Here is a 25,587-nt window from a genome sequence, read left to right as displayed (position 1 = left end):
ACAACACATTATATTGACAATACTTTTATAATATGCTAAAATTTTATGAAGCTTCATAATTAAGGATTGGTAATGGACATTCTTTCACAGAAATTAATTATAAATGCTTACCTGAAAAATATCATACTATGCGTATAAATAATTTTTATTTTGAAGATAAATATTATTTAGGAAAAGATATTACTTACTACCTATAAAGAAATTAGTCCTATTATACATGATTTTTTACAATATCACTTATTTTATAACAAAAAAGTTCCTACTGCAGGAATACTAGCTATTTTAACAGCGATAACTCTTGGATATAAAACTATTTTTATTACAGAAATCGATTTCTACCCTGACCTAAAAACACCTTATCCTTTTATGATTGGACCACAATTTTCCTTTATTAGGCATAAATATTTTGGTGTAAATAGTCACACAATCTCAACAATCAATCATGCTATAGATATTGAGAAGGCTATTATTAACTTAATTCAAAAACATTATCCTGACATAAAATTATTATCTATTTCTAAAAATACAAACCTAAACACTCTAATTCCAATAGCACTAGAAATTAATAATACTATTTATATACCAGTAGAAAAACATAAAGACTCTTTAAAAGATTGGCTACTACTTCCTTCATATGATTTAGGATCTATTAAAGATCCAAAAATATTTTGTTTGTTTAAAAATATATTAAAAAATATATTAATTCAAAAAGGGTTGAAAAATGAATGTCGTATTTTGTTAGATAATCACATTATAAGATTTATAAAAGATAATATATACACTATTTTTTATTATCCCTAAAACTATATTAAAAATATTAATAGTCTTAGCTCAGAAAAATAATCATAAAGGAAAATTTCCTAATTATAGACAGATATTATAATCTACATATAAGGATTCATTATGACTTTTCAAAAATTCTATAGCTACGATGATGTGCTTCTCGTCCCTAATTTAGCTTCATTCTCTTTAGAGGAAATATCTCTCCGAACACGTTTGATTAGTAATATTTTTTTAAATATTCCTATTATTTCTGCAGCGATGGATACCGTTACTGAATTACTTATGGCTACCCAAATGGCAAAACTTGGTGGAGTTGGTGTTATTCATAGGAACATAACTCCTGAAAATCAAGCTTTCCAAATTAAACAACTCAAACAAACTCCCGTAGATTTTACAAAATATCCTTTAGCTTCCTTAGATCAAAATCAAAAACTCCTTGTTGGAGCAGCTGTTGCCCCACAAGATTATCTTATTAGAATGCCTTTATTAGTAGAAGCTGGTGTTGATTTTGTTGTATTTGATGTTGCTCATGGGGATAGTACCTTCACTCTTAACGCTATTACAGAATGTAAAAAACAATTTTCTATCCCTATTATGGGTGGTAATGCGGCAACAGTAGATGGAACACGAAGATTGATAGAAGCTGGTTCAGACGCTGTAAAAATAGGTGTCGGAGCAGGATCTATCTGCACTACGCGTATTATTTGTGGTATAGGGATCCCTCAACTATCGGCGACCTTACTGTGTTCTGAAGAATGTCTAAAACATTCTATCCCGTGTATTTCTGATGGCGGCCTTCGTTATTCTGGAGATATTGTCAAATCTATTGGTGCTGGTGCTAATGTAGTAATGCTTGGCAATATGCTTGCTACTACAATAGAATCAGCTGGAGAAAACATCATTCAAAATAACAAATCATTCAAAAAATACCGAGGGATGGGTTCTATGGATGCTATGACTAATGGCGGATCAGCTCGTTATCAAAGTGAACAAAATAAAGCTATCGTACCAGAGGGGGTAGAAGGATTAGTTCCTTGTAGTGGATATTTGGATGAAGTCTTTCACCAAATTGTTACCGGTATTAAAAAAGGAATGTGGTATTGTGGTCAACAAACTATTACCCACATGAATAATTATAAAAAATTTATAGAAATAACCCCAGCTGGACTTAATGAGTCTCATGCTCATGATCTTCTTAGTATCAAATCTGCCCCTAATTATCATAAATAAAATAATTCTATAAGGAGTCCCTATGAGTCAATTTATTATTTTAGATTTTGGTAGTCAATCAACACATCTTATTCAACGCCGATTACAAGATCTGGGATACACTTCTGAAATTTTACCAACTAATACTACTGCTGCAGATATTCTTGCAAAAAATCCAAATGCAATTATTTTTTCAGGATCTCCTTCTTCTGTATATGAAACAAAAGCCCCTAACTATGATATCAATATTCTAAAACTTCCTCTACCCAAACTCGGCATTTGTTATGGATTTCAATGTACTATCCATAATCTTGGAGGAAAAGTAGAAGCATCTCTCATACGCGAATATGGAGAATGTTCTGTATCTATTATTCATGAAGACCCTCTTTTCAAAGATATTGACAAAGATTTTATCACATGGATGTCTCATGGGGATAGTATCACTAAATTACCAGAAACATTTACTCTTATTGCTGAGTCTCATGCTCACCCAGCCGCTGCATATTGTAAAGAATTTCATTTTTGGGGATTGCAATTTCATCCTGAATTGGCTCATTCTCAGAAAGGAAGCGTAATTTTAAATAATTTCGCTAAATATATTTCCAATCTCACTCCAGAGGGAATATCTATAGAAAATACTTTTCAAAATATTTCCCATTCTATCAAAACACAAGTACAAGACAATACTGTATTATTATTAGTATCTGGTGGAGTGGATTCTAGTGTTGCCGCAGCAGTACTTCTAAAAACTCTAAATCCAGAAAAAATTCATCTCATGTATATTGATACAGGATTAATGAGAAAAAATGAAACAGATGAGATTCGCCATATTCTTCAACAACTTAACGCAAAGTATCTTCATATTATTGATGCTAAGACTCGTTTTTTTGATGCTTTAAAAGATATTAATGATCCTGAAAGTAAGCGTCATATTATTGGCGATTTATTTGTTACTGTTACTATAGATGAAGTGAAAAAGATAGGTCTCCCTGAAGACTTTTATTTGGCCCAAGGTACTCTTTACACAGATCTTATCGAATCTGGTAAAGGAGTTGGTACTAAAGCTAATACTATAAAAAGTCATCACAATGTTAATTCTCCTTTAATTGTAGAAAAAAGAGAATCTGGAAAATTAGTAGAACCATTAAAAGAATTATACAAAGATAATGCTAGATCTTTGGGGCTTCACCTAGGATTACCCGAAACATTAATTTTTAGACACCCTTTTCCTGGACCTGGATTAGGCGTGCGTATCTTAGGTGCAGTAGATGCTGACAAATGTCGTATTCTTCAAAATGCCGATGCTATCTATATAGAAGAATTACACAAGCGTGGACTTTATTCAAAAATTTGGCAAGCATTTGCCGTCTTTTTACCTATCAAATCTGTAGGTGTAGCAGGCGATATTAGAAAATATGGTTATACTATTGCCTTAAGAGCTGTTTGTTCTGTTGATGGTATTAGTGCTGATATTTATGAATTTAAGATGAAAGATCTCAGAGAAATTTCTTCCCGTATTACTAATGAAGTTCCAGAAATAGCTCGTGTTGTTTATGATATATCATCAAAACCGCCTGCTACTATTGAATGGGAGTAAAAAATAATTATTCTTTAATTACTAATAATAACCCATAAAAAAACACCCTAAATTAGGGAGTTTTTTTTATATATTTTATAATTATTAATTATCAATCCATGAAAAAGAAATAGATCCAGCAAAGCTATTTTCAGCTTTATTTAGTCCAATAGTATTATCTACTTCATGGAAATAACGATAAGTAACACCAACACTGAAATTCACTTGATCAAATACTTCGAAATCTACATAGAATGTTGGCGATACTACAAAATGTCCTGTTTTATGAGCACCTAATTCAACAGTACCATATCCTAAAAGAGTATTAAGTCTAAAGCGTACAAATTCAATTTCTGGGCTTTTATAACCTATAATAACTCCACCATAAATCATAGTTGCACTCATTGGTGGTAAAGACGAAACATACACATTATGCCCATAATTACCATATACTGCAGCTCCTAATGATATGCCAAATATTGAAACACCAGCTGAAGCTCCACCATAAGTAATAAATTTATCATTTAAAATTCCGAATTGTTGATCGTAACCAACCCAACCAGTCAAATCATCATCATGACCAAAAAATGAAAATCCTAAGCTTGGTATCATAACAAAAATAAATAATATTATTTTTTTGTACATATTAAGAATTCTCCCTAAATGTATTGAATTTATACTATTATAATATAATATGAACATAATGTCAAGACATATGAATTGACTATAGTCTCTAAATATGTTATTCTATTTAATAAGGAATTGTCATGCAATATTATCTATATCCAATATTAGTTATCTTCTCTTTTACTCAATGTTCTACAAAATCTGAAAAAAATACTACTTTTATCAATCAATTAACCCAAAATACTTGGTACTTACCTGATCCTGCAGATATAAATATAGCATCTTCTATTCCTTTAATTTTTAATACCGATGGTTCTTTTACTTATAATTTTACAGATATAGATGGGGTTACAACACCTCTTGTTCACAAAATAAATACCGTAGGTCATTCTACATTTGCTTATTACACCTTTGAATATACTCTTAATAAAGAAGTGTTAAAGTTATTTATAGGTGTTGGTATAGGATTTAATAACATTGCACAAAAACCTATTATTTACCAAGGATCCTTTAAAAAAATTCCACCATCAATTTTACCTTCTGCGACTATAGAAGAAAAAAAAACATGGTATACAGAGACTTACAAAGAGAGTAATATTTTCACACATACAGGCACAACGCTAGCAATACAATAACACTATTTAATATATCCTTATAATAAGGTGTATTAAAAAAGCACGATTAATATGTAATCGTGCTTTTTTATAGTAATTTAATTTCTTTTATAAAATTCTATGTAAATTTCCAAATCAATCCTCCATTAATTCCTATAGCAAAATCTCCTTTTAGATATTCATCTGACAACCATGATCCTACTTGAGCTCTAAAAAAAGGAATTAAATTAGGATATTTTTTCAATTGTTTTTCAAAATTAAATCCACCGAATAAACCTGCTCTCATTAATCTTCCAGACGATTGTACATGTTCAATAATACTTATTACTGCCATAGACATTCCTGTACCGGTAAAGTTGTATCCTAATTTAATATTATGTTTCCAATAAATATCTGTAGGTAACATAACAACAATATCTCTTCCATAGAAATAGTATTTATCATTATGTAATTGAAAATTTTTAACATATGTCATAATAGGAGAATAAATAAGCGCTAACATTCCATCACCTATAGATCCACCCATAGTTAAAGTTGGTGTAAATTCTAGAACAAAAGCTTTTCCTCCTTGATAATTTGGTGTTTTATTATTTGGATTTTGACCTGTAAAAGGTGGTAATGCAAAATTATAATCAGCATGTGCCCCATCTACTTCCACAGGTTTTAAATAATTAGCCACATCCTGTTCATAACCCATTCTCATTTCAAAAGCAAGAGCAATAACAGGCTGCCAAAATAGATATAAACTCGTTCTTTCAAATGGACCTATATCCTGTTCTATACCCACCATAAAAGCTGAATCAGCAAACCAAAAAGAATTTTGATCTCTAAAAATTGGTAATCGATAATAAAGACGAGTTTGATAATAAGCTCCAAAATAAGACCATCTAAAATACATAGAATTCAACCAATACCATCCCTGATCGTCTACAGAATCAAAATCTCTATCACTTCTAATACCAACTGCTGGATCGGGGTTAAAAACAGTAGCATCTTGTCCATATACTAAATTTACTGTACCAAATAATATGATACCAAATATTAAAAAAAAATTTTTGAACATACTTACGCCCTATATTATATTTATATAACTAAATATAGTTATATATTGTATAATTGACAAATAAAAAACGACCTAATATATAAATCGTTTTTTATTATTTATGATCTATATTTTTTTATTATTTTATGCTACACTGTATTTGTGGGACTATGCACTCCACATAATTAAATGGCATTAGATTTAGTAACTGTAGATAAAGCAATATTTTATGATGCGATCGAAATGTATTTTCTTTGGAAAGAGCTAGACCAAAGGATACGAACATCTGCTACAAGGGGTATTAATTTCCCCGAAACCATTAGCGAAGCTATGGCGTGTTACGCACTAGGCTTTCAATGGAATAAAGGTAGTGGTGGCGATGCTATAAATGGTAATGAAATTATTGAGTTTAAAGCCACAAGTAATTGGGGATTAGATACTTCGAGCTTTTCACCGTCAGAAAAATTTGATAAACTTTATTTTTTAAGACTAGATAAGAAAAATGATGAACTGTATATTTATGATACAGGAATGAACTCTGATGAGTTAAAAAAAATTAAAGTTAACAAGAATGAAAGCTTTGCACAGCAACAAGCTTCTGGACGAAGACCTAGATTCAGTATAATTAATTTTATTATTGAACCTAAAGAACTTGCAGCAATTGCTAAGGTAGATATTCGAAGTAAAAAAATTATAAAACTATCGTAAGGAGAGTGAGTGCATATCTCACTTTTTTATAATCACTAAATTGCACCATGCTGCAATTTAGTGAGGGAGTATCCATATGAAAAATTTAACATGTGCATCTTTTTTTGCAGGAGTTGGTGGCATTGATTTAGCTTTTGAGCAACAAGGGTTTAATACCATATATGCTAATGAAATTGAACCACTTGCCTGTAAGACATACGAAGCTAATTTTGATTTAAAGGTAGATAACAGAGATATAAATATAGTAAAAGATAATGAGATACCTGATTTTGATATTATGTTAGCTGGTTTTCCTTGTCAAGCATTTTCGTTAGCAGGATATAGACAAGGATTTGAGGATAAAAAAGGTAGAGGAACACTTTTCTTTGAATTAGAAAGAATTTTTAAAATAAAAAAACCAAAGATCATCTTTCTTGAAAATGTTAAGAACCTTGTAGGACATGACAATGGAAACACATTTAGAGCCATTTTAGAAAAGTTAGATAAAACAGGCTATTATGTGAAATATCAAGTTTTAAACGCCATACACTATGGGAACATACCCCAAAATCGTGAACGAATTTATATTATAGCATTTAAGAATAAAAAACAATACCAAAAATTTGAATTTCCTAACCCACAAGAATTAACTACAAAACTTTCTGATGTCATAGATTATGAAAAACAAGTTGATTCAAGATATTATTACACAAACACATGTTCTTTTTATGATAAATTAATTGAAGCAATGACTTCAAAGAATACTGTCTATCAATGGCGTAGAATTTATGTTAGAGAGAACAAAAACACTGTTTGTCCTACCCTCACAGCTAATATGGGGACAGGTGGTCATAATGTACCTTTGGTATTAACTGATACAGGAATTAGAAAATTGACTCCTAAAGAGTGTTTCCGTATACAAGGTTATCCAACAAACTTTGTATTACCCGAAGATGTAGCCAATACACATTTATACAAACAGGCAGGTAATTCTGTGGTAGTTCCTGTTATTGCTCGAATTGCTGAAAATATCAAGAAAGTATTATAAATCAAAAGCCCACTACTAATATTGTGATGGGCTTTATTTTTATAATTATCTGTAATTAAATAGATTTTGGAGCATTAAAATTATATTTTTTATGAAGAGCTTCCATAACTTCTCTAGCACCTTTAAATCCTAGCATCAATGATCCGCCTTTTCTTCCTGTAGCAAGATCTCCAATCATAAATAAACCGTCAATATCAGTCTCTTTATTATCACGGAGGACGACATTTGTGTCATCATAGTCAATACCACATTGTGCCATAAACGCACTAGGTGACGCACCACCAAGAGTATATACAATACGATCTACTATCATATCTTCTCTTTCTTCAAAGTGAATTTTGATTCTATCCTCATCTGCTTCAATAGAAGAAATATTAGTTCCAAAACATGTTGTTACTTTGTTTATATCAACTAAAGTATTTAAACGATCCATATTCAGCTGATTCATTCTAAATAGTTTCTCTTGTCTATAAGAAAGCGTTACTTTGTTTTTCATCTGTGTAAGAATTTGTACATATTCTGATGCTGAATCTCCACCGCCAACAACAAGAATATCTAATTCTCTTGTATCCTGTTTTTGAAGTTTTAAAATATCATAAGATATTTTCGGTAGTAATATAGAAGGAATAGGATAATCAGGTTTGCGTGGTTTTGAAAAAACACCACTACTCAAAACAACATATTCTGCTTCAAAAACACCTTGAGAAGTTTCTATTTGGAATCCTTTATCTTGTTTAATTACTTTTTGAACTTCTGTTTTAAGTTTTAAGTTTAGTTTATTATCTGTGATGATGTTATCTATCATACTGTGATATTCTGTAAGAGAAATCAATCCCGAAAATCCTACAACACCATTAATTGGCACCTCTATATTTTTATAAACTGAATTAATGTCTTTTGTAGCTGGATAAAATTGTCTAACTGAGGCATTATCATGTTCTGATTTTTCACAAATTAGTATTTGATCTGACGGGATACCAGACTGTACGAGTTCTGCACCCATAGAAATTCCAGCAGGGCCTGCACCTATAATAGCAACTTTAAACATAAATATATCCTTTTTATTTTTTTGTTATATATAAGTATAGCATATTTAAAATAATAATCAATAGATCTCTATAGAATATTAATGACTACCTATACTATTTAACATCTTTGACAACTTCATAGACTCACCACAAAGTATGAATATTTTCCTATATATTTATCTATGCCAAATCATAATCATTGATAATTTTACTAAGTCACAAAATAAATATATCTAAGCAGTTTGTCCAATATCTATGTTTTAAAACATAGATATTTAAAAAATTAACTATATAAAATAGAGTATACTAACTAAAAATAAAAAGTATAGATGATTTTTTATTTGACAAAGTTTTGTATATAAGATATTATATAATTATTACTTATATCATATAAGAGGTGAAATATGAAAAATATTCTCGTAATTGGTGGAGCTGGATATATAGGTTCTCATACTGTCAAACAACTACTTCAACAAGGCTACCAGGTAATTGTACTTGATAATTTAAGTAAAGGATACAAAGCTTCTCTCAATGCCATTGACCCTTCTATTCCTTTAATTATTGGTGATTTAGGTGATGAGAAAGTTTTATCAGATATTTTTACAAAATATAATATTAATACAGTCATGCATTTTGCAGCACTAATAGAAGTTGGGACATCTGTTTTTAATCCTGATATTTATTATGATAATAATGTGTGTAAAGTACTAACTTTACTGAATACAATGCGAAAGCATAATGTTAATAACTTTGTATTCAGTAGTACTGCAGCGACATTTGGAAATCCTCAAGAAGACCTCATATCAGAAACTCACTCTCAATTACCTATCAATCCTTATGGAAGTTCCAAACTCATGGTGGAATGGATTTTACGAGATTACTCTCATGCTTTTCCTGAATTTAACTATTGTATTTTACGCTATTTTAATGCTTGTGGGGCTGATTTTGATGGTCTTATTGGCCCTTCTTATAATCCCGCTACTTTGTTGATTACAGCTACTTTACAAGCAGCTAATGGTAAAAGACCTTCTATCAAAATATTTGGTACTGATTATGCCACTCCAGATGGTACAGGTGTAAGAGATTATATCCATGTTGTTGATTTGGCTCAAGTCCATATCTTGGGAATGGAAAGAATGGTTAAGGAAAAAGTCAGTGATTCTTACAACCTAGGTACAGGTAAAGGTAATTCAGTACGAGAAGTTATTACTATGTGTAAACAGATTACAGGTATTAATTTCAAAGTAGAAGAAACTACCAGAAGAGAGGGTGATCCTGCCCTTTTAGTAGCAAATCCAAGTAAGGTTGCTAAAATTTTGAATTGGAAAACCAAATATCAATTAGAAGATATGGTCAAAACAGCTTGGTATTGGGAGCAAAATAAAACTTATTAAAAGCAAAAAAAGATTTATATACTGAATATACTATTAAAAAACACCTCTAAATTAGAGGTGTTTTTTTGTTTATATTGTTATTATTATTTTATGACAAAATTAAATCAAAGTATTATCGCAAAAACCATATTTGAGAAATTGATCTAGATTTTGATAAGAAATTTCTATCATATTTGTCAAAGCAACTTCTGTAAAAGATCCTACATGTGGTGTTATAATAACTCTAGGATAGTAAGAAGATAATTCTTCAATAATAGGATCTTGTAGTTTTTGATCTGTATTATCTCTAAAAAAACACATATTTTCATTTTCTAAAACATCCAAGCCCACGCCAGCAAGCTTCCCTGATTTTATACCTTTTAGGATAGCTTTGAGATCTACTAATTCACCCCTAGCTGTATTAATTAATATAGAATTATTTTTCATTTTATTAATAAATTGTTCATTTACAAAATGATAATTAGAATCTTTGAAATAAGGAGTATGTAATAAAATAATATCAGATTCTTGTAATAAAGTATCTAAATCTACTATATCTATTATACTTTTTATTTCTTCAGAAGGATAAGGATCATATCCTAAAACTTTTGCCCCAAGTCCTAAGAAAGCTTTAACTGAGCAGATACCTATACGACCTGTACCAATAACACCTACTGTAGAATGTCTAATTTCTTTTGAAAAGTAATTATTATAAATTTTATAATCTTTATGAGATGTGTTCATCGTCATCGCGATAGTTTTTCTACTCAATCCTAAAGCTATTGATACTGCTAATTCAGAAACTGCCGTTGGTGAATAAGAAGGTATCCTAGCACATAATTCAAACTCTAATTCTTTAACCATCTTAAGATCGATATGATCATATCCAACTGTTCGTGTTAAAATATATTTAATACCTAATTCTTTCATTTTGATAAGATTATTTTTATCTGCGTTACAATTACTACGAAGCATTACAACATCAGCACCCTGACAGAGATGTATATTGTCATTTGTTAATAATTCTGGTACTAAATCCAGTATATACGAAAAAGTATTGAGTTTGTGAAAAAATGATTCTTCAATAGGTCTAACTCCATAAGATACGATTTTCATATACACGCCCTATATTTTCATAAAAGTTATATTCTATATAACTATTTACATAAAAAATCATATTACAAATTTGAAATTAAATCAACTATAAAATATAAAATTTATATCTTTTTTATCATTTTTTGAATTTCCAAATTACCGCGTAATTCTATAAATGTGTTACGAATAGTACTATTTATAAAGTATTTGTCCTTTCCTTGTTTCTTTTCTATTAATAGGTCTAAGAACTTCAATCGTGTTAAAAAGCGAGCACTTTTATCTCTTTTCCAATTCATTTTACTCATAATACTAGGAATATTTATAATCATATTTTGAAATAAATAGGTAGAAATATTTTCTTGTTGGAATATTTTAGATAAATAGACATCTTCTTGTATTTTCTCTAGGCTTTCAGCGATCTTTGTATGATAAATAGATAACACAAAAGTCCCTAAATAGCACAAAGTTCCAAAACTTTGTAAGATAAATAATAAATTCATTTCATCAAACTTTGTATTTTCATCTAATGTTAAAATTTCGACGATAGTATCTAAAAACATACTATGATAAAGAATTGGGTGTTCTAATATACCTAAATACTGTGCAAAAACAACACTTAGTATTCTTAAAATATTAGTATTATTTGAATAATCTTTCGTAATCATATTAATTCTATACATCATTAAGATATTCTTAATAAGAGGATCATGATCAGAGTGTATATTATTTGTCAAATCTCTTTGTAATTGTAATTTTTCAATAGCAGTAAAAATAAATTCTGGTCTACCCATCATTTTTATACAAGATTCTACTAAATCAGAATCAAAATTATGCCCCCATAATTGTTTCACAGTAGTAACATCTACAGTATTGTCTGAACTCATTATTTGAATTAACTGTTCTTCTGTCATTATTTGATCATTAGGAACTTTGGTTACTAATATATTTAAAAACATATCTGAATGAGGAAAAGTATAACAAATAGCTCTCAGATTAGAGAATTTTTGCCAACATTTATTTAACTCTTGTAACACAGGTACCGTGTACAAATCTTGCATTTTTTGTACTAAATTCATAAATTTGAAATCCTTTAATTTTATTATATCTCTAATATATAATGTCATATTTAAGATATTTTGTCAACAAATAAATTACAAAATAAAGATTACGCTTATGATTAAAAAAAATATAAAGTAATATAATTAAATTAATTAATTAAATAATATATAGTTTTATATTAATATATAAGATTTTTTTTAATAAAAACGCTTGCATTTTTTTTTGTTTTATGATACTATACTATATAACAAATATTAATATAATAATTTATTATACAGGGAGACACATATATGAAATATGATATTATAATTATTGGTGCAGGACTTGGAGGTCTGACAACCGGAGCAACTCTTGCTAAAAAAGGTAAAAAAGTTCTAGTATTAGAACAACATAATATTCCTGGTGGGGCTGCAACTACTTATATACGAAAAGGTATTAATTTTGAAGTGGGTCTCCATGAAATGGATTGGGGTACGCCTAACAGAGATATGAAAGCTCTTGTTTTCAAAAAACTAGGTATTCTAGATACTCTACCGCTGGTAGAACTTCCACAGACATGGCGTATTAAAACTGAAAAAGAAGAATATACTATTCCTCACGGAAGACAAAATGTAATTAACTACTTATCAGAAAAATTTCCAGCAGAAAAAGCTGGGGTCAAAAAATATTTTGCTGATATGAAATATATAACAGCAACTAATAAATGTTTTCCAAATGATTTTCACCCAATTGAGTTTTTACTTTATCCAATTATGACATTTCCTAGTGTTCTTTACGGAATGTGGCAAAATATCAGTACAGGTCATAAATTAGATAAATTATTCAAATCTGATAGATTAAAGAGTATTTTAAATATTAATCATGTATATTTTACAGATAATCCTTACGAACTTTCATGGTATTATCATGCTTCTGCTCAATATAGTTATTATCATAAATCTGTGTACATTAAAGGTGGAAGTCAAGTTTTGTCTAATCAATTAGCTGATAAAATCACTGAAAATGGTGGAGAAATTCGTTACTTTGCAGATGTGAAAAAAATTGAATTAGAGGGAAATAAAGCTACTGGTGTAACATACCAAGATCGTAAAACTAAAGAACTTATCACTGTCACTGGTAAAAAGATTATAGCAAACTGTAGTCCTGATAGTGTTTTCAATGGAAATATGATACCAACTGAATTTCGTGAAGAACAAATTGAATCAAAAAAAGTATCTACCTCTTTATGGACTATTTATATTACATATAAAGAAGCTTTATCCAAAAAATTCCCTGGAACAGCGTACTCTACATTCTTTCAGACAGAAGAGCAACTAAATTCTCCTCAAAATACATTATTACATGAAAATACCAAAAAAGCTCTTGAAGATAGAGGTTTTGTCATGGTTGATTATTCTGCAATTGATTCAGGTTTAGTTCCAGAAGGTGATCCAAGAGGATTTGGAGTATTATGTGGTTGTTCACATATTGAAGAATGGGAAAGCAATATAAACAAAGAAGAATACAAAGCTAAAAAAGAAAATTTTGCAAAACATTTATTTACTGTAGTAGAAAAACATTACCCAGGATTTACTGAAAATATTGAATATTTTGAAGTATCTACTCCTAAGACAATAGAGCGTTATATGAAAACTCCAAAAGGTGCTGTTTTTGGGTACAAACAAATAGGATATTGTTTCCCTGGATCTAGAGCTCCTCGTCAGGCTCATAAAGTTAAAAATCTACATTTTACTGGAGCTTGGTGTCTACCAGGAGGTGGTTTTACTGGAGCTATTCTAGCTGGATATTATACAGCTATAGATCTTATTTTACCTATGCCTATTCGAATTATCCTTGGAACATTAGGATGTTTCTTCTCTATCGAACTACTTATTTTTTTAATTAAAACATTTGTAGCAATATAATTATATATCAGGATTTTTTATGAAAAAAATATTATTTTTAATGTTATCTGTTATTTCTTTTGTAAGTATAAATTTCGCTCAAACCACTACAACTGAAGGTACCATAACATCTCGCCCAAATAATTCTACTATAGATCAAGGTTTTTATTGGGATAATTCTTTTAGAGGTAGATGGAATGCATTTGGAGCTTGTTATCGCACAAAACTTTACTATAGAGGAGCTTTGCTAAGAGGTCAAAATAGCTTTTGGTTTGCTAATTCTAGTTTTGAAGTTGGATTAGAACAAGCTATAGCTTCTTATTCAAGAACATCTCTCTTTTTGTTCTGGCAACCAGTTATCGCTGTAAATTTTCTTGTAAAAATAGGTTATTCTAAAGATTTTACTAAACCAGCTCTTCTTACAGGATCCGGAGATAATTACAATCACGCTTTACCACCTTTTACAGGATTAAACCCTTTGAATAGAAAGCCAGTTTATTTAGATACAGATACTCTAGAAATTGAATTTTCACCAACTTTTACTTTTGGTGGTCCAGCAGGACCTGGTATGATAGCGTTAATCTATAATCCTACCTTAATTTACATACATAATTTTGGTATGAATCCTAATCAGTATTATCTTAATAATAGAGAAAGTATCGTTTTAAAAGCTCAGGATATCTTTTGGAATCATGATATCAAATTGGGTTACAATATCACTGGTACAGGAATGAGTGTTGCTTTAACATCAATTATTCAACATGTCCAATCTGTAAAAGGTATTTTTAGGGCTGGGGTTTTTGGTTCTTTTAGTTATGAAAAAGCATCTATTAAATATCCTAATATTGTACCTTATTTTCGTGGACAAGTTGGTACTTGGGTAAAAGATAGATATATGACACAGTATTTTGCTATCCAAGTTGATACTGGGGTTAAATTCAAGTTCTAAAATATTTTATATATTATTAATAATAAGGAGTTATATTATGAAAAATATTAAATTATTACTAGTTATATTAGTACTCAGTACTTCTACTTTCGCATTAGAAGCGACAGATCTAACAGGTATGTGGTATCTCCCTAAAGATGATGCTGGTCTTATAGCAGTTGCAAATTTATTTCAAAAAGATAATAAATTTTATGGTATAGGATTTAAATATAGTGATGGTACGGTTAATCCTAATAAAGATATTAACAATCCTGATCCAACATTAAGAGATCGTCTGATTCGTAATAGTATGATTGTAAATGGTATTGAGATCAAAAATAATAAATTAGCTAATGGCGAAATTTATAATCCAGAAGCAGGTAAATATTATTATCTTAACGGAACTCTATCTAATGACAAAAAAACTATTACTTGGAAAGCTACTATCGATAAAGCAGGTCTTTTTGGTAAAACATTAATTTGGACAAAAGTTGAAGATCCTACACCTTTTACTAATTCTTTACATAGCCCTAGTGAGCTAAACTCTCTTATTCCTATAAGACAAAAACAATAAATATATTAAAAATAAAGGGCTTTCTCTATATAGAGAAAGCCCTTTATTTTTAATAAGTACTTTTCAACTAAATATATTTCTACTACTTCCACAAATATTACAATGTTATCTTGTTTTAGTTGACTTATAAATTATATTGTATTATACTGAACTAATAATTACTCGGGTGCTTAAGAGCTGAGAGGTTGTAATAACAACCACCGATAGAACCTGATCTAGTTTATACTAGCGTAGGGAGTAAATTATTTATCAAATAAAAACGATAAATAAGCTCTCTTTAATGGGAGCTTATTTTGTTGTGTATTATTTTAAAGGAAAAAATAATGATCCCTTTTTACAGACTTATGTTGATTAGTCAAAAAAATAATATTCCTACACCAAAATATCTTGATTTTATCAAAAAATGTGCTGATGGTGGGATAACTTCATTACAGTTAAGAGAAAAATCACTTTCTCAAGAAGAACTTTTAGACTTGGGAGAACAATTACTAAGAATATTAACTCCTTATCATATTCCTTTAGTTATCAATGATTATTCTACTATTGCACAACAACTGACGACTCCTTACATTCACATAGGACAAAAAGACGATTCTATTCAAAAAGTTCTAACAAAATTTCCAAAAGGACATATTGGTATCTCTATAGAAAGTTTAGAAAATTTACACAGTGCCAATAAAGAAAATAATCTTAGCTATGTTACTGCTAGTGCTGTATTTCCTTCACAAAACAAATCTAATCTCTCAACTATTTGGGGATTAAATGGATTAAAATTATTATCATCTATTAGTAAACACCCTATTACTGCAATTGGTGGAATTACTCTGCAAAATACCACGAGTATTATTCAACATGGAGCTCAAGGAATAGCACTTATTGGAGCTGTTCACAATGCTAAAGATCCCTATAAAACAACTAAAGAATTTAGAACATTACTAGATGATTTATTACAGGAACACATATGATTGATATCAGAGAAATTAAATACAAAATTGAAACACTCAATCCATTGATATTAAACCTCACAAATCTTGTTACTATGGATTTTATTGCAAACACTCTGCTAGCTTTAGGAGCTTCCCCTATTATGAGTAACAATAAGATTGATGCTCTTGAATTAGTACAAATTTCTCATGCTATTAATATTAATATAGGAACACTCGATCATGATTTTTTAGAATTGACTTTAAGTATAGTTAAAGCTAACAACAAACAAAAACCCATGATATTAGATCCTGTAGGCATAGGTGCTAGTAGTATAAGAGCTCAAGCAGTTTCTATGTTATTGCCTTACTGTACTATACTTAGAGGAAATGCCAGTGAAATTAATACGATACATAATTCTTCTATTTACAAACCTAAAGGTGTTGATACTTGCATTACATCAGAAATAGCTCTTGATAATGCACTTAACATCAGTCAAAAACAAAATATTACTGTAGCTATTTCTGGAGAAATTGATTATATTATATATAATAAATTATATCAATCCTGCCCCTTTGGAAATTTTCTCATGCCTAAAATTACAGGGATGGGATGTGTCTTATCTAGTGTTATCGCTGTTTTCAATAGCGTCGAATCCAATCCTTTTAAAGCTACTTTTTTAGCACATCTTTATTATAATTTGTGTGGTGAACTAGCTTATGCAAAACAAAATTCTTTAGGCTATTTCAAAAACAACTTTATCGATATGATCTATCAACCTGATTATGATTACATACAAAACAAAATCAATTCATTAGAATTACCAAGGAATATATAATGATACAAAATCCTGTTTTATCTATTGCTGGGTTTGACAATTCAGGTGGAGCAGGCATACAAGCTGATCTTAAAGTGTTTTCTTCTTTTGGATGTTATGGTATGACAGTACTTACTGCACTAGCGGTACAGAACACTATGGGTGTTAAAAGTTGCCATATAATCCCTTGTTCTGTTATTAAAGAACAATTAGAGAGTATTTTTGAAGATATTCCACCCCAAGCTATTAAAATTGGAATGCTTTTCAATGAAGAAATTATTAATACCGTCTATGAATTTTTAATAAAGAATGCACTAGATATTCCTATTATTCTTGATCCTGTTATGCTTGCAAAAAGTGGTGATCAATTATTATTACCAGAAGCAAGACAGAGTCTAATCAAAAAAATAGTTCCTTTAGCAACAATCATTACGCCTAATGTTCCTGAAGCACTTGAATTAATAGGAAGCATAACACCTTCACCTTCTCAAGAGAAGATAGCTCATGAAATATTAAAATTAGGTTGTAAATCTGTATTAATAAAAGGTGGTCACTACCATCATGAAGATGCCACTGATTTATTTTTACATGATGATAAAATTGAATTATTTAGTACCAAAAGAATAAATACCAAAAATACTCACGGTACAGGATGTACTTTATCAGCAGCTATTACAGCGGCTATTGCTCAAGGATATAGTTTGTCTGATAGTGTAAAATATGCTAAAAAATATCTTACTAATGCTATTTTATCAGCTTCTCAACAAAGTGTAGGTAATGGTGCAGGTCCTACAGATCATTTATGGTTTTTAGATGAAGCTTGTTCGGGAAAATTATATGACTAAAAGCAAACATCATTGGATTTTATTAATTTCTATATTTATAGGTTTATTATTAATAAGTTATGGAACATTTATCGATTTTTCTAATTTTAATAATCCTTCTTCTAAAGATTTATTAGGATTAGTGTTAAGTTTTATCTCATCTATTATGGGTATAATCTTCATTGTCTTAGAAGTTGAAGAAAAAAAATCTATGTTTATTATAGGTATTATTGGATCATTATCTTCTGTTCTTTATTTATATTTTTGGTCTCCTTTATTATGGGATATGTCTATTGCCATAGTTTATATTATTTTAAATATTTATGGAATCTACTATTGGACTCATCCAAAAAAACATAGACAAAAAATTAATAATACACTCAATACTAAAACATTAACATCAACAGAATGGTATAAATATCTAGTACTATGTATAATAGGAATTATCATTTTGTATTATCTAGGGGTATCTTTGGGAAAATACAGTTCCAATTTGCAAGCTGTTACTGATGCAACTACTACTATTTTAGCAATTCTAGCTCAGTGGTTCGTCTCTAAAAAATATCTTGAAATGTGGTATATCTGGATATTAGTAAATATTATCAGTATACCTCTTTATATCAGTATTCATTCCTATATCTATGTGATGGTTTATATTTATTACTTAGTGATGTCTTTTTATGGATTATATATTTGGAAATATAAGATATCGATTATTAAAAATAAAGTTTCTTATGAATAATTCCGAAGATAGTGTACATATCATTATACTCAATATAACAATACTGGAAATATGTATGAGAGTTCATAATAATGCAAAAATTTCATAAAACCTTTCAACAACAACTACAAGACAACATTTTATTTATTTGTAATTTATCTATATTAAGTGCCATGACTGGATTAGGAATAATGACTTTCATTCAAGGGGCTATTCCAACTACAATCATTTCTATTGTAGCAATTTTCTTTTTAATGATATCAATAATTTTACAGCAATTTAATTATTATTCTATAGCATTATATATTACTATAATTATATTATCTATTGCTTCTTTTTCTGTTACATACAGTCGTCCTATCATCATTCCTGAATTAGTATATCTGCTTATATCATTTCAAATGATTCCACTTACTTTAACTGGGATATTAGCTCAACATAAATTTGTATCTATTACTATGGGATTTATTTCTTTTAGTATGCTCAGTATTTATATTTTTATAATACAAAAATCTATAATAGGAGTAGATCATATTATTCCTATAGTAGGTTCTTATGTTTCTCTAATAATTATGATTATTCTTAGCAATCAGATATACAACTTAACTGGTAATATTATGAATAGATTCAACGAAGAGCGTGATATATCTAAAAACAAAGATATTTTATTACAAAATATTATTCGTGTATATTTAGAAAATCAACAATCCGACCATCAATTAGAAGTATTTAATATTGATAATGATACTCTAGCAGGACAATTAAACGATCATATTCAAAAATTCACCTCTGATATGCATGAATTTAATCAATTGTTAAAAGCTAGCCAAATGCGAAACGAAAATCTTATACACTCTAGTTCAAATATTTTAACAGTTTTTAATAATCATAAAGAAAATATAATAGAATATAAAAATAAAACTCAGACTATTTCTGATACATCTCAAGAAATCAATCTTATTATTCAAAATAGGAAAGTACAAATGAATGAATTAATTGAATTAACTGAAAAGGGTAGCGTTGATATGCAAGAATCAATTGTTGCTATAGAAAAAGTTGCTGAAAATTCTAAAAATGTACTTGATATGATAACATTGATTATGGAAGTTGCCGAAAAAACAAATATATTAGCACTCAATGCTGCTGTTGAAGCCTCTAGAGCTGGTAAATATGGTGGTGGTTTTGCTATTGTTGCAAAAGAAATCAAACTATTATCAACAGAAACTACACAAAATGCAGATATATTGAATCAATCTTTACAAAACAATCTCAAATCAATTACCGAAACTGTTGAAGTTATTAAAAATGTTGGTCAATCTTTTTCTTATTTAAATAAGAATATTATAGATTTTTCAACAGCTATTGATCAAATTGTTATTAAAATCACAGATTTAACACAAATTAATTATCATATGTCTATTGAAACAAAGAATACTTTATCTTTAATTGGTGAAGTTCAAAATACATTAGAAAAAACTATCCATTCTATAGAAGGTAGTCAAACAAAGATGTCAGATATCACATCATTATCAAATATATTTGAAAATAATGTTTCTCAATTAAATCAAACAACTAATACTATTATTAATTCTAGTAGAACTGCTCAAAAAAAATATCGTGAATATAAATATTCTATAAAAAAAGTTGAAGATATTATTATAGATATTGATCAACAAATCGAAAAATAAAATAGGAATTTTAATGCTCTCTATTTTATTTAATTTTACTATAGCTTCGTTTTTTATACTGTTCATGTATTATATCACTATTCCATGAAAATAATGTCGTAATAGCAATAAAAACACCAATTACATCTACCCAAACCCACTTCCAATAAAGATCAATACTACTCCATAATATTAATATATTAGCTATTAACCAAAATATAGCAAAATTATATTTCCAAATTAATTGAGGTGATACTTTAGTAATAAATAATACTCTCATTATCGGATACATTAAACCAAATATTGCTATTCCTCTTAAGATCCAAAATGAAGGAATTAATATCATAATAATAATAGTTTCTATAGTTTCATTTAGTATCTCTGATTTTTCCATAAAACTTTTTGCTATTTCAATGAACATGTTAACATCCTAATTTAATATATTATATATAAATTAGTTATTATTTATAATTTTGTCAATTACTATCATTGTATGTAATCTAATGCATAATATTATATCAAAAAAAAAGCTATTCCTAAGAATAGCTTTTTTAATTTATTTACTTATTTATTTTCAAAATACACTGTTCTAAGTCTATGAGCATCAGATAAATCAAATTCAAATCCTTTTACAAATTTTGAAGCACCTATATTAGATAGTTTATAATAAAGAGGAATAAGTGGTAAATCTTCATATAAAATTTCTTGAATAGTTTTATACATATCAGCTCTTTTTATAGGATCTAATTCAATTCTTGCTGATTCTAATAAAGTATCAACTTTTGAATTAGAATAAAAACTTCTATTACCACCAGGTCCAAAAGCTTTTGAATGAACTAAATTATAAATACCATAGTCAGCATCTCCTGTTACAGTAGTCCAACCTAGAATAAACATATCATGCTCACCTTTTGCTGTACTATCTATAAAACGAGCCCATTCATAAATTTCTATACTAGCATCAATACCTATTTCTCTTAAATTTGCTTGTACAATCTCTAATATTTTTTGCCGTTGACCTTCTGTAGCCCACATGGTTACTTTTGTACCAGGTGCAATACCAGCTTCAGCTAATAATTCTTTTGCTTTTGCTATATTTCTAACACGAATTTTCAATCCATCGTAATGTCCAATTACAGACTTATAAAGAATAGAATCAGTAAGAGTTCCTGTACCAAATAATACGGAATTGATAATACCCTCATAATCTAATGCAAGTGCTACAGCTTCTCTGACTCTTTTATCTTTCCATATAGGATTTTTACCTTTATTAATATTAAATCCTAGATATTCAATACGAGCAATAGACTCTTCAATCAATTGTAAATCAGGGCTATTTTGAACTCTTTCTCTATCAATAGCATCTATATCATAGGCTATATCAATATCTCCAGTTTCTAATGCAATAGTTCTTGCAGTTGCTTCTGGTATATTTCTAAATTCAATATTAGCAATTTTAGGAGCTCCATTCCAATATTCAGTATTAGCTTCTAATAGTAAATTTTGCCCTCTATTCCAAGTTTTTAATTTATAAGGTCCTGTACCTATTGGTTTTTGATCAATATCTACACCAGCAGTTTCTGTATAATCTTTACTCATAATAGACATAGTTATATGCGCTAAATGAGATAGAATAGGAGCAAAAGGTTTGTGTAAATTTATTACTACTGTATAATCATCTATGATATCTACATTTTTCATAGGACTAGCAATATGTTCAATTTCAGGAGCTTTCATCATTTTTTGAATACTATATTTCACATCTTTCGCTGTAAATGGTGTTCCATTATGAAAAGTGACATTTGAACGAAGATTTAATTTAATAGAAGTAGGCGTTTCTATTTTCCATGAAGTTGCTAAACCTGGTTGGAATTCACCTTTACTATCTTTTTCAATCAGACGATCAAAGATATTGACTAATACTCTTGCAGTAGCATTATCATTAGAACCATAAGGATACAGTGTTACTGCTTCTATTGGTACTCCTATTTTAATTAAATCTTTATTCGTTAGAACTTCTGATTGAGCGCATGACATTACTGACAACACACTCACAAATAATAATGCTACTTTTAACATCATAAACCCCCATGGAATGATTGAAATTAAATCATTTTTTATAAAATGTATATTTTTAATACATTATTATAACTTATTTAATCACTATTGTCAATATAAAAAATCCCCTTACTCAAATCAAGTAAAGGGATTTTTTTAGTTTTTGTTATTTATATTTCTTACCAATCATCACGGATATCATCAGACTTTTGTGTTGCTGACATATTTAAACTAGCTGTAAATTGATCAAAATATATATAATATGGTTCTAAAATATTAATATCTTCGGCATTAAAAGCTATATGAAAACCTAATAAATCTAAACCATTATTATTACGTATTGGATTAAATTGATCAACTGATTCAGTGACAGGAACAAGTACTTTCTTCCAACCTTGAAATCTCATTTCACCACCAGATAAACGCATTTTATTATAAGACATATCACGAACTTTAACAAAAAATACATGTCGTCTATTTCTACCAGCAATCCATACAGAGAAACTTCTTACTATATTTTTCAAACTTAATGGATATGGTTTGTCAATACTCATCCAACCAAAATTACGACGGAAGAATACTGTTTTCACACCTAATACTGTTTTATTAACATCAGTTGCTATTTCTTGAGGTGCACCGTCTCTATATAAAATCTTTGAAAGACCAAAATCTAAAGGAATACTTGATAACCACCCTTGAGGAACTTCAAAATCATCAATTAATACTGTAGTTAATTTTTCATCAGCCACTCTTGGTAATCCTATTGATTCAGCTTCTGGATCCGTTGCTATAACAGGTAAATTACCTGTATTTTGAGGTGGTGCTTCAGGGGAAATAGGTGCTTGTGTTTCTACTGGTTCTGTTGTAGCTTCTTGTGCTTGTGCAATACTTGTTATAAATAAAGCTAATAGTAAAATTATATGTTTTTTATTTTTCATGCTAAACTCCTATATCCCTTACCAAAGCTCTGATTCTAACTTTTTACCGTTGAATACTTCTGTAGATACAATAGATCCTTGTTGTAAAAGATCAAAATATACATAGAACTGATCAACTCTTTCACTTGGAAAACTCCAAAGCTTAAGCATTTCAAATTCTAATGTTAAAGTTGCTGGTAAACGTTTTCTGCTTTGTACTATATTATTAGGAATTGCAGTTCTTTTTTGTCTCCAACCAGTATATAATAGATCTCCCATTGGGATTCTATACTGATAACCTAAATAATCTCTTAAGTAAGCTTCAACCCACCAACCATAATAACCACCCCATACCCACATTGTAAGTTCTGTTGCTTTTCCAGCAAATGGAATTCTAAAAATTTTAGCTTCAGCATTAGTATCTGGAGCTTCTTCAACAACACCTTTTGTTTGTAAAAGAAAACTTTCAGAATTTGCAGATGCTTCTGCTTGCACATCAGTTGCAGGGGTTTCGCCTGCTACAGGGGTTTCGTTACCACTTTCAATTCTATAAGGATGTAATTCTATCCAATTATACCCTTGTTGAGTAAACTCAGCTTTAACACCTAATACAAACTGTTGTGGTCCACCAACGAGATCACTAACTCCATCAGGTTTGTTTTTTGTGTAGCGTACAGCATTACGTGCTGGATCTGGATTTTGTCCAAGGACTACTATTTCATCTTGAGTAGCTTCAGTATTATTTACTTCAGTATCATCAGTACCTTCTTCTTTAGGAACTTGTACTACAAATTCAGAAAATTTAGGTTTCCAAATCAAAGATTTGGCAGCATCGTAACCATCACCAAAATCTGATAATGTAAAGTTTTGAGAAACATACGATCCCTTTTGTTTGTCTTGACCATATACTGGTACAATTAAAACAGTCATTATTACCATAGTATAAGAAATTATACTGTGAAGATTCGCCCTTTTCATATCAGGAACTCCTTCTCTAACAAAATTATTATAATATTCAATACCAATGAGTTTTGGTATATATTTAAATTCTAACAGAAATTATATTTTTTAGCAACATCTTTTTGCATTTTTTTTATATTTATCGGCTTTTATTTTTTTTATATTACCTTTTTGATGGAAATAAACAATTTTTTATTATTATTTATAAGATAACATTCCACTTTCTATGATTTCCACCCCAATAACGACCTTTGGTCAGCATCACCTTTCCTTTACTGTTTTTATAATGGTATTCTACATATATATTATATCTTCTTGATTTCATAAATTTACCATTAACAAGTTTAGCTGACCAATATCTTGTAAATTGAGCTTGTCCATTAATAAACTCAAGACCTCTAGCATATCCTATTAATGTGTTGTTATTTCTAATTAAATAACTTGAAGTAGGCACTGCAAAAATATACACATCAACCATCTTAGCATACTGTTCAGGAAATATCACAACAGTAATTTTTTGACTCTTATTTCTATTAACTCTAATACCAGGTTTATCTATTCCTAATTTTATATAAGATTCTTGCTGAACAATATTTAGTTGTTCTCTATTTTTTATACTAGTACTATTATATAAATGTGATTGAGGATCTTGCCTAGCTACATTATCTACAACTTTCGTAACCAATACTGGTGTTTCTTGTATGTTTTCAATTTCATTCATGGTGAAATTTTCACCAAGCGTCATATCATTAGTGAATTCTTCTGGTAAATTGACATTTGATATCAGTTCTACAGCATTTGTAATATTAATTTCATTTAAATTCAAATCTTTTTTAAGAGATTCTGTAATCCGATTAACTGTGTCATCCTTTTTTTTATCACAAGCTATAACAACTGTTCCTAATATAGATAGCATTAAAATTTTTGAAATAATACGCATATAACCTCTTTAAAATTTAATTTATAAATTTTTACAGACAATTTTTATTCATATTATGATATTATAGAATCATGACTCTATAATATCATAATATGAATAAATGCAATGGTCAAGTATATTTTATATATTTATTCAATAATTATCGTAATTTCTTTTAAATAAATAAGGCATTCTAATAATTTATTTTCTACTTTTATTTTTTTAAAAAATATGCTACAATAAACACTATCATT

General features: G+C 29.1%; 26 protein-coding genes and 1 riboswitch. Of the genes, 16 read left to right on the top strand and 10 right to left on the bottom strand.

Annotated features, from left to right (window positions below; translation table 11 throughout):
• Positions 1 to 65: 65 nt before the first annotated feature.
• The 4 genes from KFW21_01155 to guaA all read left to right on the top strand — a co-directional run bounded on the left by KFW21_01155 (position 66) and on the right by guaA (position 3,589).
• Positions 66 to 197, top strand: a complete 132-nt coding sequence (locus KFW21_01155; protein ID MDK2818041.1) for a hypothetical protein — start codon at positions 66 to 68, stop codon at positions 195 to 197.
• Positions 178 to 801: a hypothetical protein gene (locus KFW21_01150; protein ID MDK2818040.1), complete on the top strand. Its 624-nt coding sequence runs from the start codon at positions 178 to 180 to the stop codon at positions 799 to 801. The genes KFW21_01155 and KFW21_01150 overlap by 20 nt, the downstream gene beginning before the upstream one ends.
• Positions 802 to 903: 102 nt before the next feature.
• Complete coding sequence (locus KFW21_01145; GenBank protein MDK2818039.1) at positions 904 to 2,013, top strand: IMP dehydrogenase; 1,110 nt, start codon at positions 904 to 906, stop codon at positions 2,011 to 2,013.
• A 22-nt stretch (positions 2,014 to 2,035) separates the two neighbouring features.
• Positions 2,036 to 3,589, top strand: coding sequence for a glutamine-hydrolyzing GMP synthase (gene guaA / locus KFW21_01140; protein ID MDK2818038.1), 1,554 nt, complete (start codon positions 2,036 to 2,038; stop codon positions 3,587 to 3,589).
• An 84-nt stretch (positions 3,590 to 3,673) separates the two neighbouring features.
• Here the strand turns inward: guaA and KFW21_01135 are convergent, their stop codons facing one another.
• Positions 3,674 to 4,213: a hypothetical protein gene (locus KFW21_01135; protein MDK2818037.1), complete on the bottom strand. Its 540-nt coding sequence runs from the start codon at positions 4,211 to 4,213 to the stop codon at positions 3,674 to 3,676.
• A 122-nt stretch (positions 4,214 to 4,335) separates the two neighbouring features.
• On the opposite strand from KFW21_01135, the gene KFW21_01130 reads away from it, so the two are divergent.
• On the top strand, positions 4,336 to 4,830 hold the full coding sequence (locus KFW21_01130) for a hypothetical protein (protein ID MDK2818036.1): 495 nt from the start codon (positions 4,336 to 4,338) through the stop codon (positions 4,828 to 4,830).
• 97 nt (positions 4,831 to 4,927) lie between these two features.
• On the opposite strand, the gene KFW21_01125 is transcribed toward KFW21_01130, so the two are convergent.
• Positions 4,928 to 5,872: a hypothetical protein gene (locus tag KFW21_01125; protein ID MDK2818035.1), complete on the bottom strand. Its 945-nt coding sequence runs from the start codon at positions 5,870 to 5,872 to the stop codon at positions 4,928 to 4,930.
• A gap of 168 nt (positions 5,873 to 6,040) precedes the next feature.
• On the opposite strand from KFW21_01125, the gene KFW21_01120 reads away from it, so the two are divergent.
• A complete protein-coding gene (locus tag KFW21_01120; GenBank protein ID MDK2818034.1) occupies positions 6,041 to 6,559 on the top strand; it encodes a Bsp6I family type II restriction endonuclease in 519 nt (172 codons plus the stop codon).
• 76 nt (positions 6,560 to 6,635) lie between these two features.
• Positions 6,636 to 7,586, top strand: coding sequence for a DNA cytosine methyltransferase (locus tag KFW21_01115; GenBank protein MDK2818033.1), 951 nt, complete (start codon positions 6,636 to 6,638; stop codon positions 7,584 to 7,586).
• A gap of 55 nt (positions 7,587 to 7,641) precedes the next feature.
• On the opposite strand, the gene KFW21_01110 is transcribed toward KFW21_01115, so the two are convergent.
• A complete protein-coding gene (locus KFW21_01110; GenBank protein ID MDK2818032.1) occupies positions 7,642 to 8,634 on the bottom strand; it encodes an NAD(P)-binding domain-containing protein in 993 nt (330 codons plus the stop codon).
• A gap of 384 nt (positions 8,635 to 9,018) precedes the next feature.
• Here KFW21_01110 and galE point away from each other — a divergent pair, with 384 nt between their 5' ends.
• Positions 9,019 to 10,008: a UDP-glucose 4-epimerase GalE gene (gene galE, locus KFW21_01105; GenBank protein MDK2818031.1), complete on the top strand. Its 990-nt coding sequence runs from the start codon at positions 9,019 to 9,021 to the stop codon at positions 10,006 to 10,008.
• 99 nt (positions 10,009 to 10,107) lie between these two features.
• Here the strand turns inward: galE and KFW21_01100 are convergent, their stop codons facing one another.
• Both KFW21_01100 and KFW21_01095 read right to left on the bottom strand, forming a co-directional pair.
• Positions 10,108 to 11,103: a lactate dehydrogenase gene (locus KFW21_01100; protein MDK2818030.1), complete on the bottom strand. Its 996-nt coding sequence runs from the start codon at positions 11,101 to 11,103 to the stop codon at positions 10,108 to 10,110.
• Between the two features lie 101 nt (positions 11,104 to 11,204).
• Positions 11,205 to 12,158: a hypothetical protein gene (locus KFW21_01095; protein MDK2818029.1), complete on the bottom strand. Its 954-nt coding sequence runs from the start codon at positions 12,156 to 12,158 to the stop codon at positions 11,205 to 11,207.
• Positions 12,159 to 12,431: 273 nt separating this feature from the next.
• Here KFW21_01095 and KFW21_01090 point away from each other — a divergent pair, with 273 nt between their 5' ends.
• The 8 genes from KFW21_01090 to KFW21_01055 all read left to right on the top strand — a co-directional run bounded on the left by KFW21_01090 (position 12,432) and on the right by KFW21_01055 (position 20,500).
• Positions 12,432 to 14,045: an NAD(P)/FAD-dependent oxidoreductase gene (locus KFW21_01090; protein MDK2818028.1), complete on the top strand. Its 1,614-nt coding sequence runs from the start codon at positions 12,432 to 12,434 to the stop codon at positions 14,043 to 14,045.
• Between the two features lie 19 nt (positions 14,046 to 14,064).
• On the top strand, positions 14,065 to 14,973 hold the full coding sequence (locus tag KFW21_01085; protein MDK2818027.1) for a hypothetical protein: 909 nt from the start codon (positions 14,065 to 14,067) through the stop codon (positions 14,971 to 14,973).
• 37 nt (positions 14,974 to 15,010) lie between these two features.
• Entirely contained in the window at positions 15,011 to 15,526 is a 516-nt protein-coding gene (locus KFW21_01080) for a DUF2147 domain-containing protein (GenBank protein ID MDK2818026.1), read from the top strand.
• A gap of 152 nt (positions 15,527 to 15,678) precedes the next feature.
• Positions 15,679 to 15,780, top strand: a riboswitch (TPP riboswitch).
• A gap of 69 nt (positions 15,781 to 15,849) precedes the next feature.
• Positions 15,850 to 16,491, top strand: coding sequence for a thiamine phosphate synthase (locus tag KFW21_01075; protein MDK2818025.1), 642 nt, complete (start codon positions 15,850 to 15,852; stop codon positions 16,489 to 16,491).
• Positions 16,488 to 17,288, top strand: coding sequence for a hydroxyethylthiazole kinase (gene thiM, locus KFW21_01070; GenBank protein MDK2818024.1), 801 nt, complete (start codon positions 16,488 to 16,490; stop codon positions 17,286 to 17,288). The genes KFW21_01075 and thiM overlap by 4 nt, the downstream gene beginning before the upstream one ends.
• Complete coding sequence (thiD, locus tag KFW21_01065) at positions 17,288 to 18,112, top strand: bifunctional hydroxymethylpyrimidine kinase/phosphomethylpyrimidine kinase (GenBank protein ID MDK2818023.1); 825 nt, start codon at positions 17,288 to 17,290, stop codon at positions 18,110 to 18,112. The genes thiM and thiD overlap by 1 nt, the downstream gene beginning before the upstream one ends.
• Positions 18,105 to 18,833, top strand: coding sequence for a nicotinamide riboside transporter PnuC (gene pnuC / locus KFW21_01060; protein MDK2818022.1), 729 nt, complete (start codon positions 18,105 to 18,107; stop codon positions 18,831 to 18,833). The genes thiD and pnuC overlap by 8 nt, the downstream gene beginning before the upstream one ends.
• Before the next feature lie 71 nt (positions 18,834 to 18,904).
• The gene (locus KFW21_01055; protein MDK2818021.1) at positions 18,905 to 20,500 is read left to right on the top strand and encodes a hypothetical protein; all 1,596 of its coding nucleotides are present in this window, start codon (positions 18,905 to 18,907) and stop codon (positions 20,498 to 20,500) included.
• Between the two features lie 25 nt (positions 20,501 to 20,525).
• Here KFW21_01055 and KFW21_01050 read toward each other — a convergent pair whose 3' ends face one another.
• The 5 genes from KFW21_01050 to KFW21_01030 form a co-directional block, all read right to left on the bottom strand.
• Positions 20,526 to 20,900, bottom strand: a complete 375-nt coding sequence (locus tag KFW21_01050; GenBank protein ID MDK2818020.1) for a hypothetical protein — start codon at positions 20,898 to 20,900, stop codon at positions 20,526 to 20,528.
• Between the two features lie 143 nt (positions 20,901 to 21,043).
• Positions 21,044 to 22,558 carry a glutathione ABC transporter substrate-binding protein gene (locus KFW21_01045; protein MDK2818019.1) on the bottom strand — a complete coding sequence of 505 codons (1,515 nt, stop codon included), beginning with the start codon at positions 22,556 to 22,558 and terminating at the stop codon, positions 21,044 to 21,046.
• Between the two features lie 158 nt (positions 22,559 to 22,716).
• Entirely contained in the window at positions 22,717 to 23,475 is a 759-nt protein-coding gene (locus KFW21_01040) for a hypothetical protein (GenBank protein MDK2818018.1), read from the bottom strand.
• Positions 23,476 to 23,493: 18 nt separating this feature from the next.
• Positions 23,494 to 24,432, bottom strand: coding sequence for a hypothetical protein (locus tag KFW21_01035; protein ID MDK2818017.1), 939 nt, complete (start codon positions 24,430 to 24,432; stop codon positions 23,494 to 23,496).
• A 184-nt stretch (positions 24,433 to 24,616) separates the two neighbouring features.
• On the bottom strand, positions 24,617 to 25,354 hold the full coding sequence (locus KFW21_01030) for a hypothetical protein (protein MDK2818016.1): 738 nt from the start codon (positions 25,352 to 25,354) through the stop codon (positions 24,617 to 24,619).
• Positions 25,355 to 25,587 lie beyond the last annotated feature (233 nt).

This window comes from Spirochaetota bacterium, assembly GCA_030154445.1.
Classification (GTDB): Bacteria; Spirochaetota; Brevinematia; order Brevinematales; family Brevinemataceae; genus Brevinema_A.
Note: the sequence above shows the minus strand (reverse complement) of the source record. Positions and strands in the feature narration are given on the sequence as shown.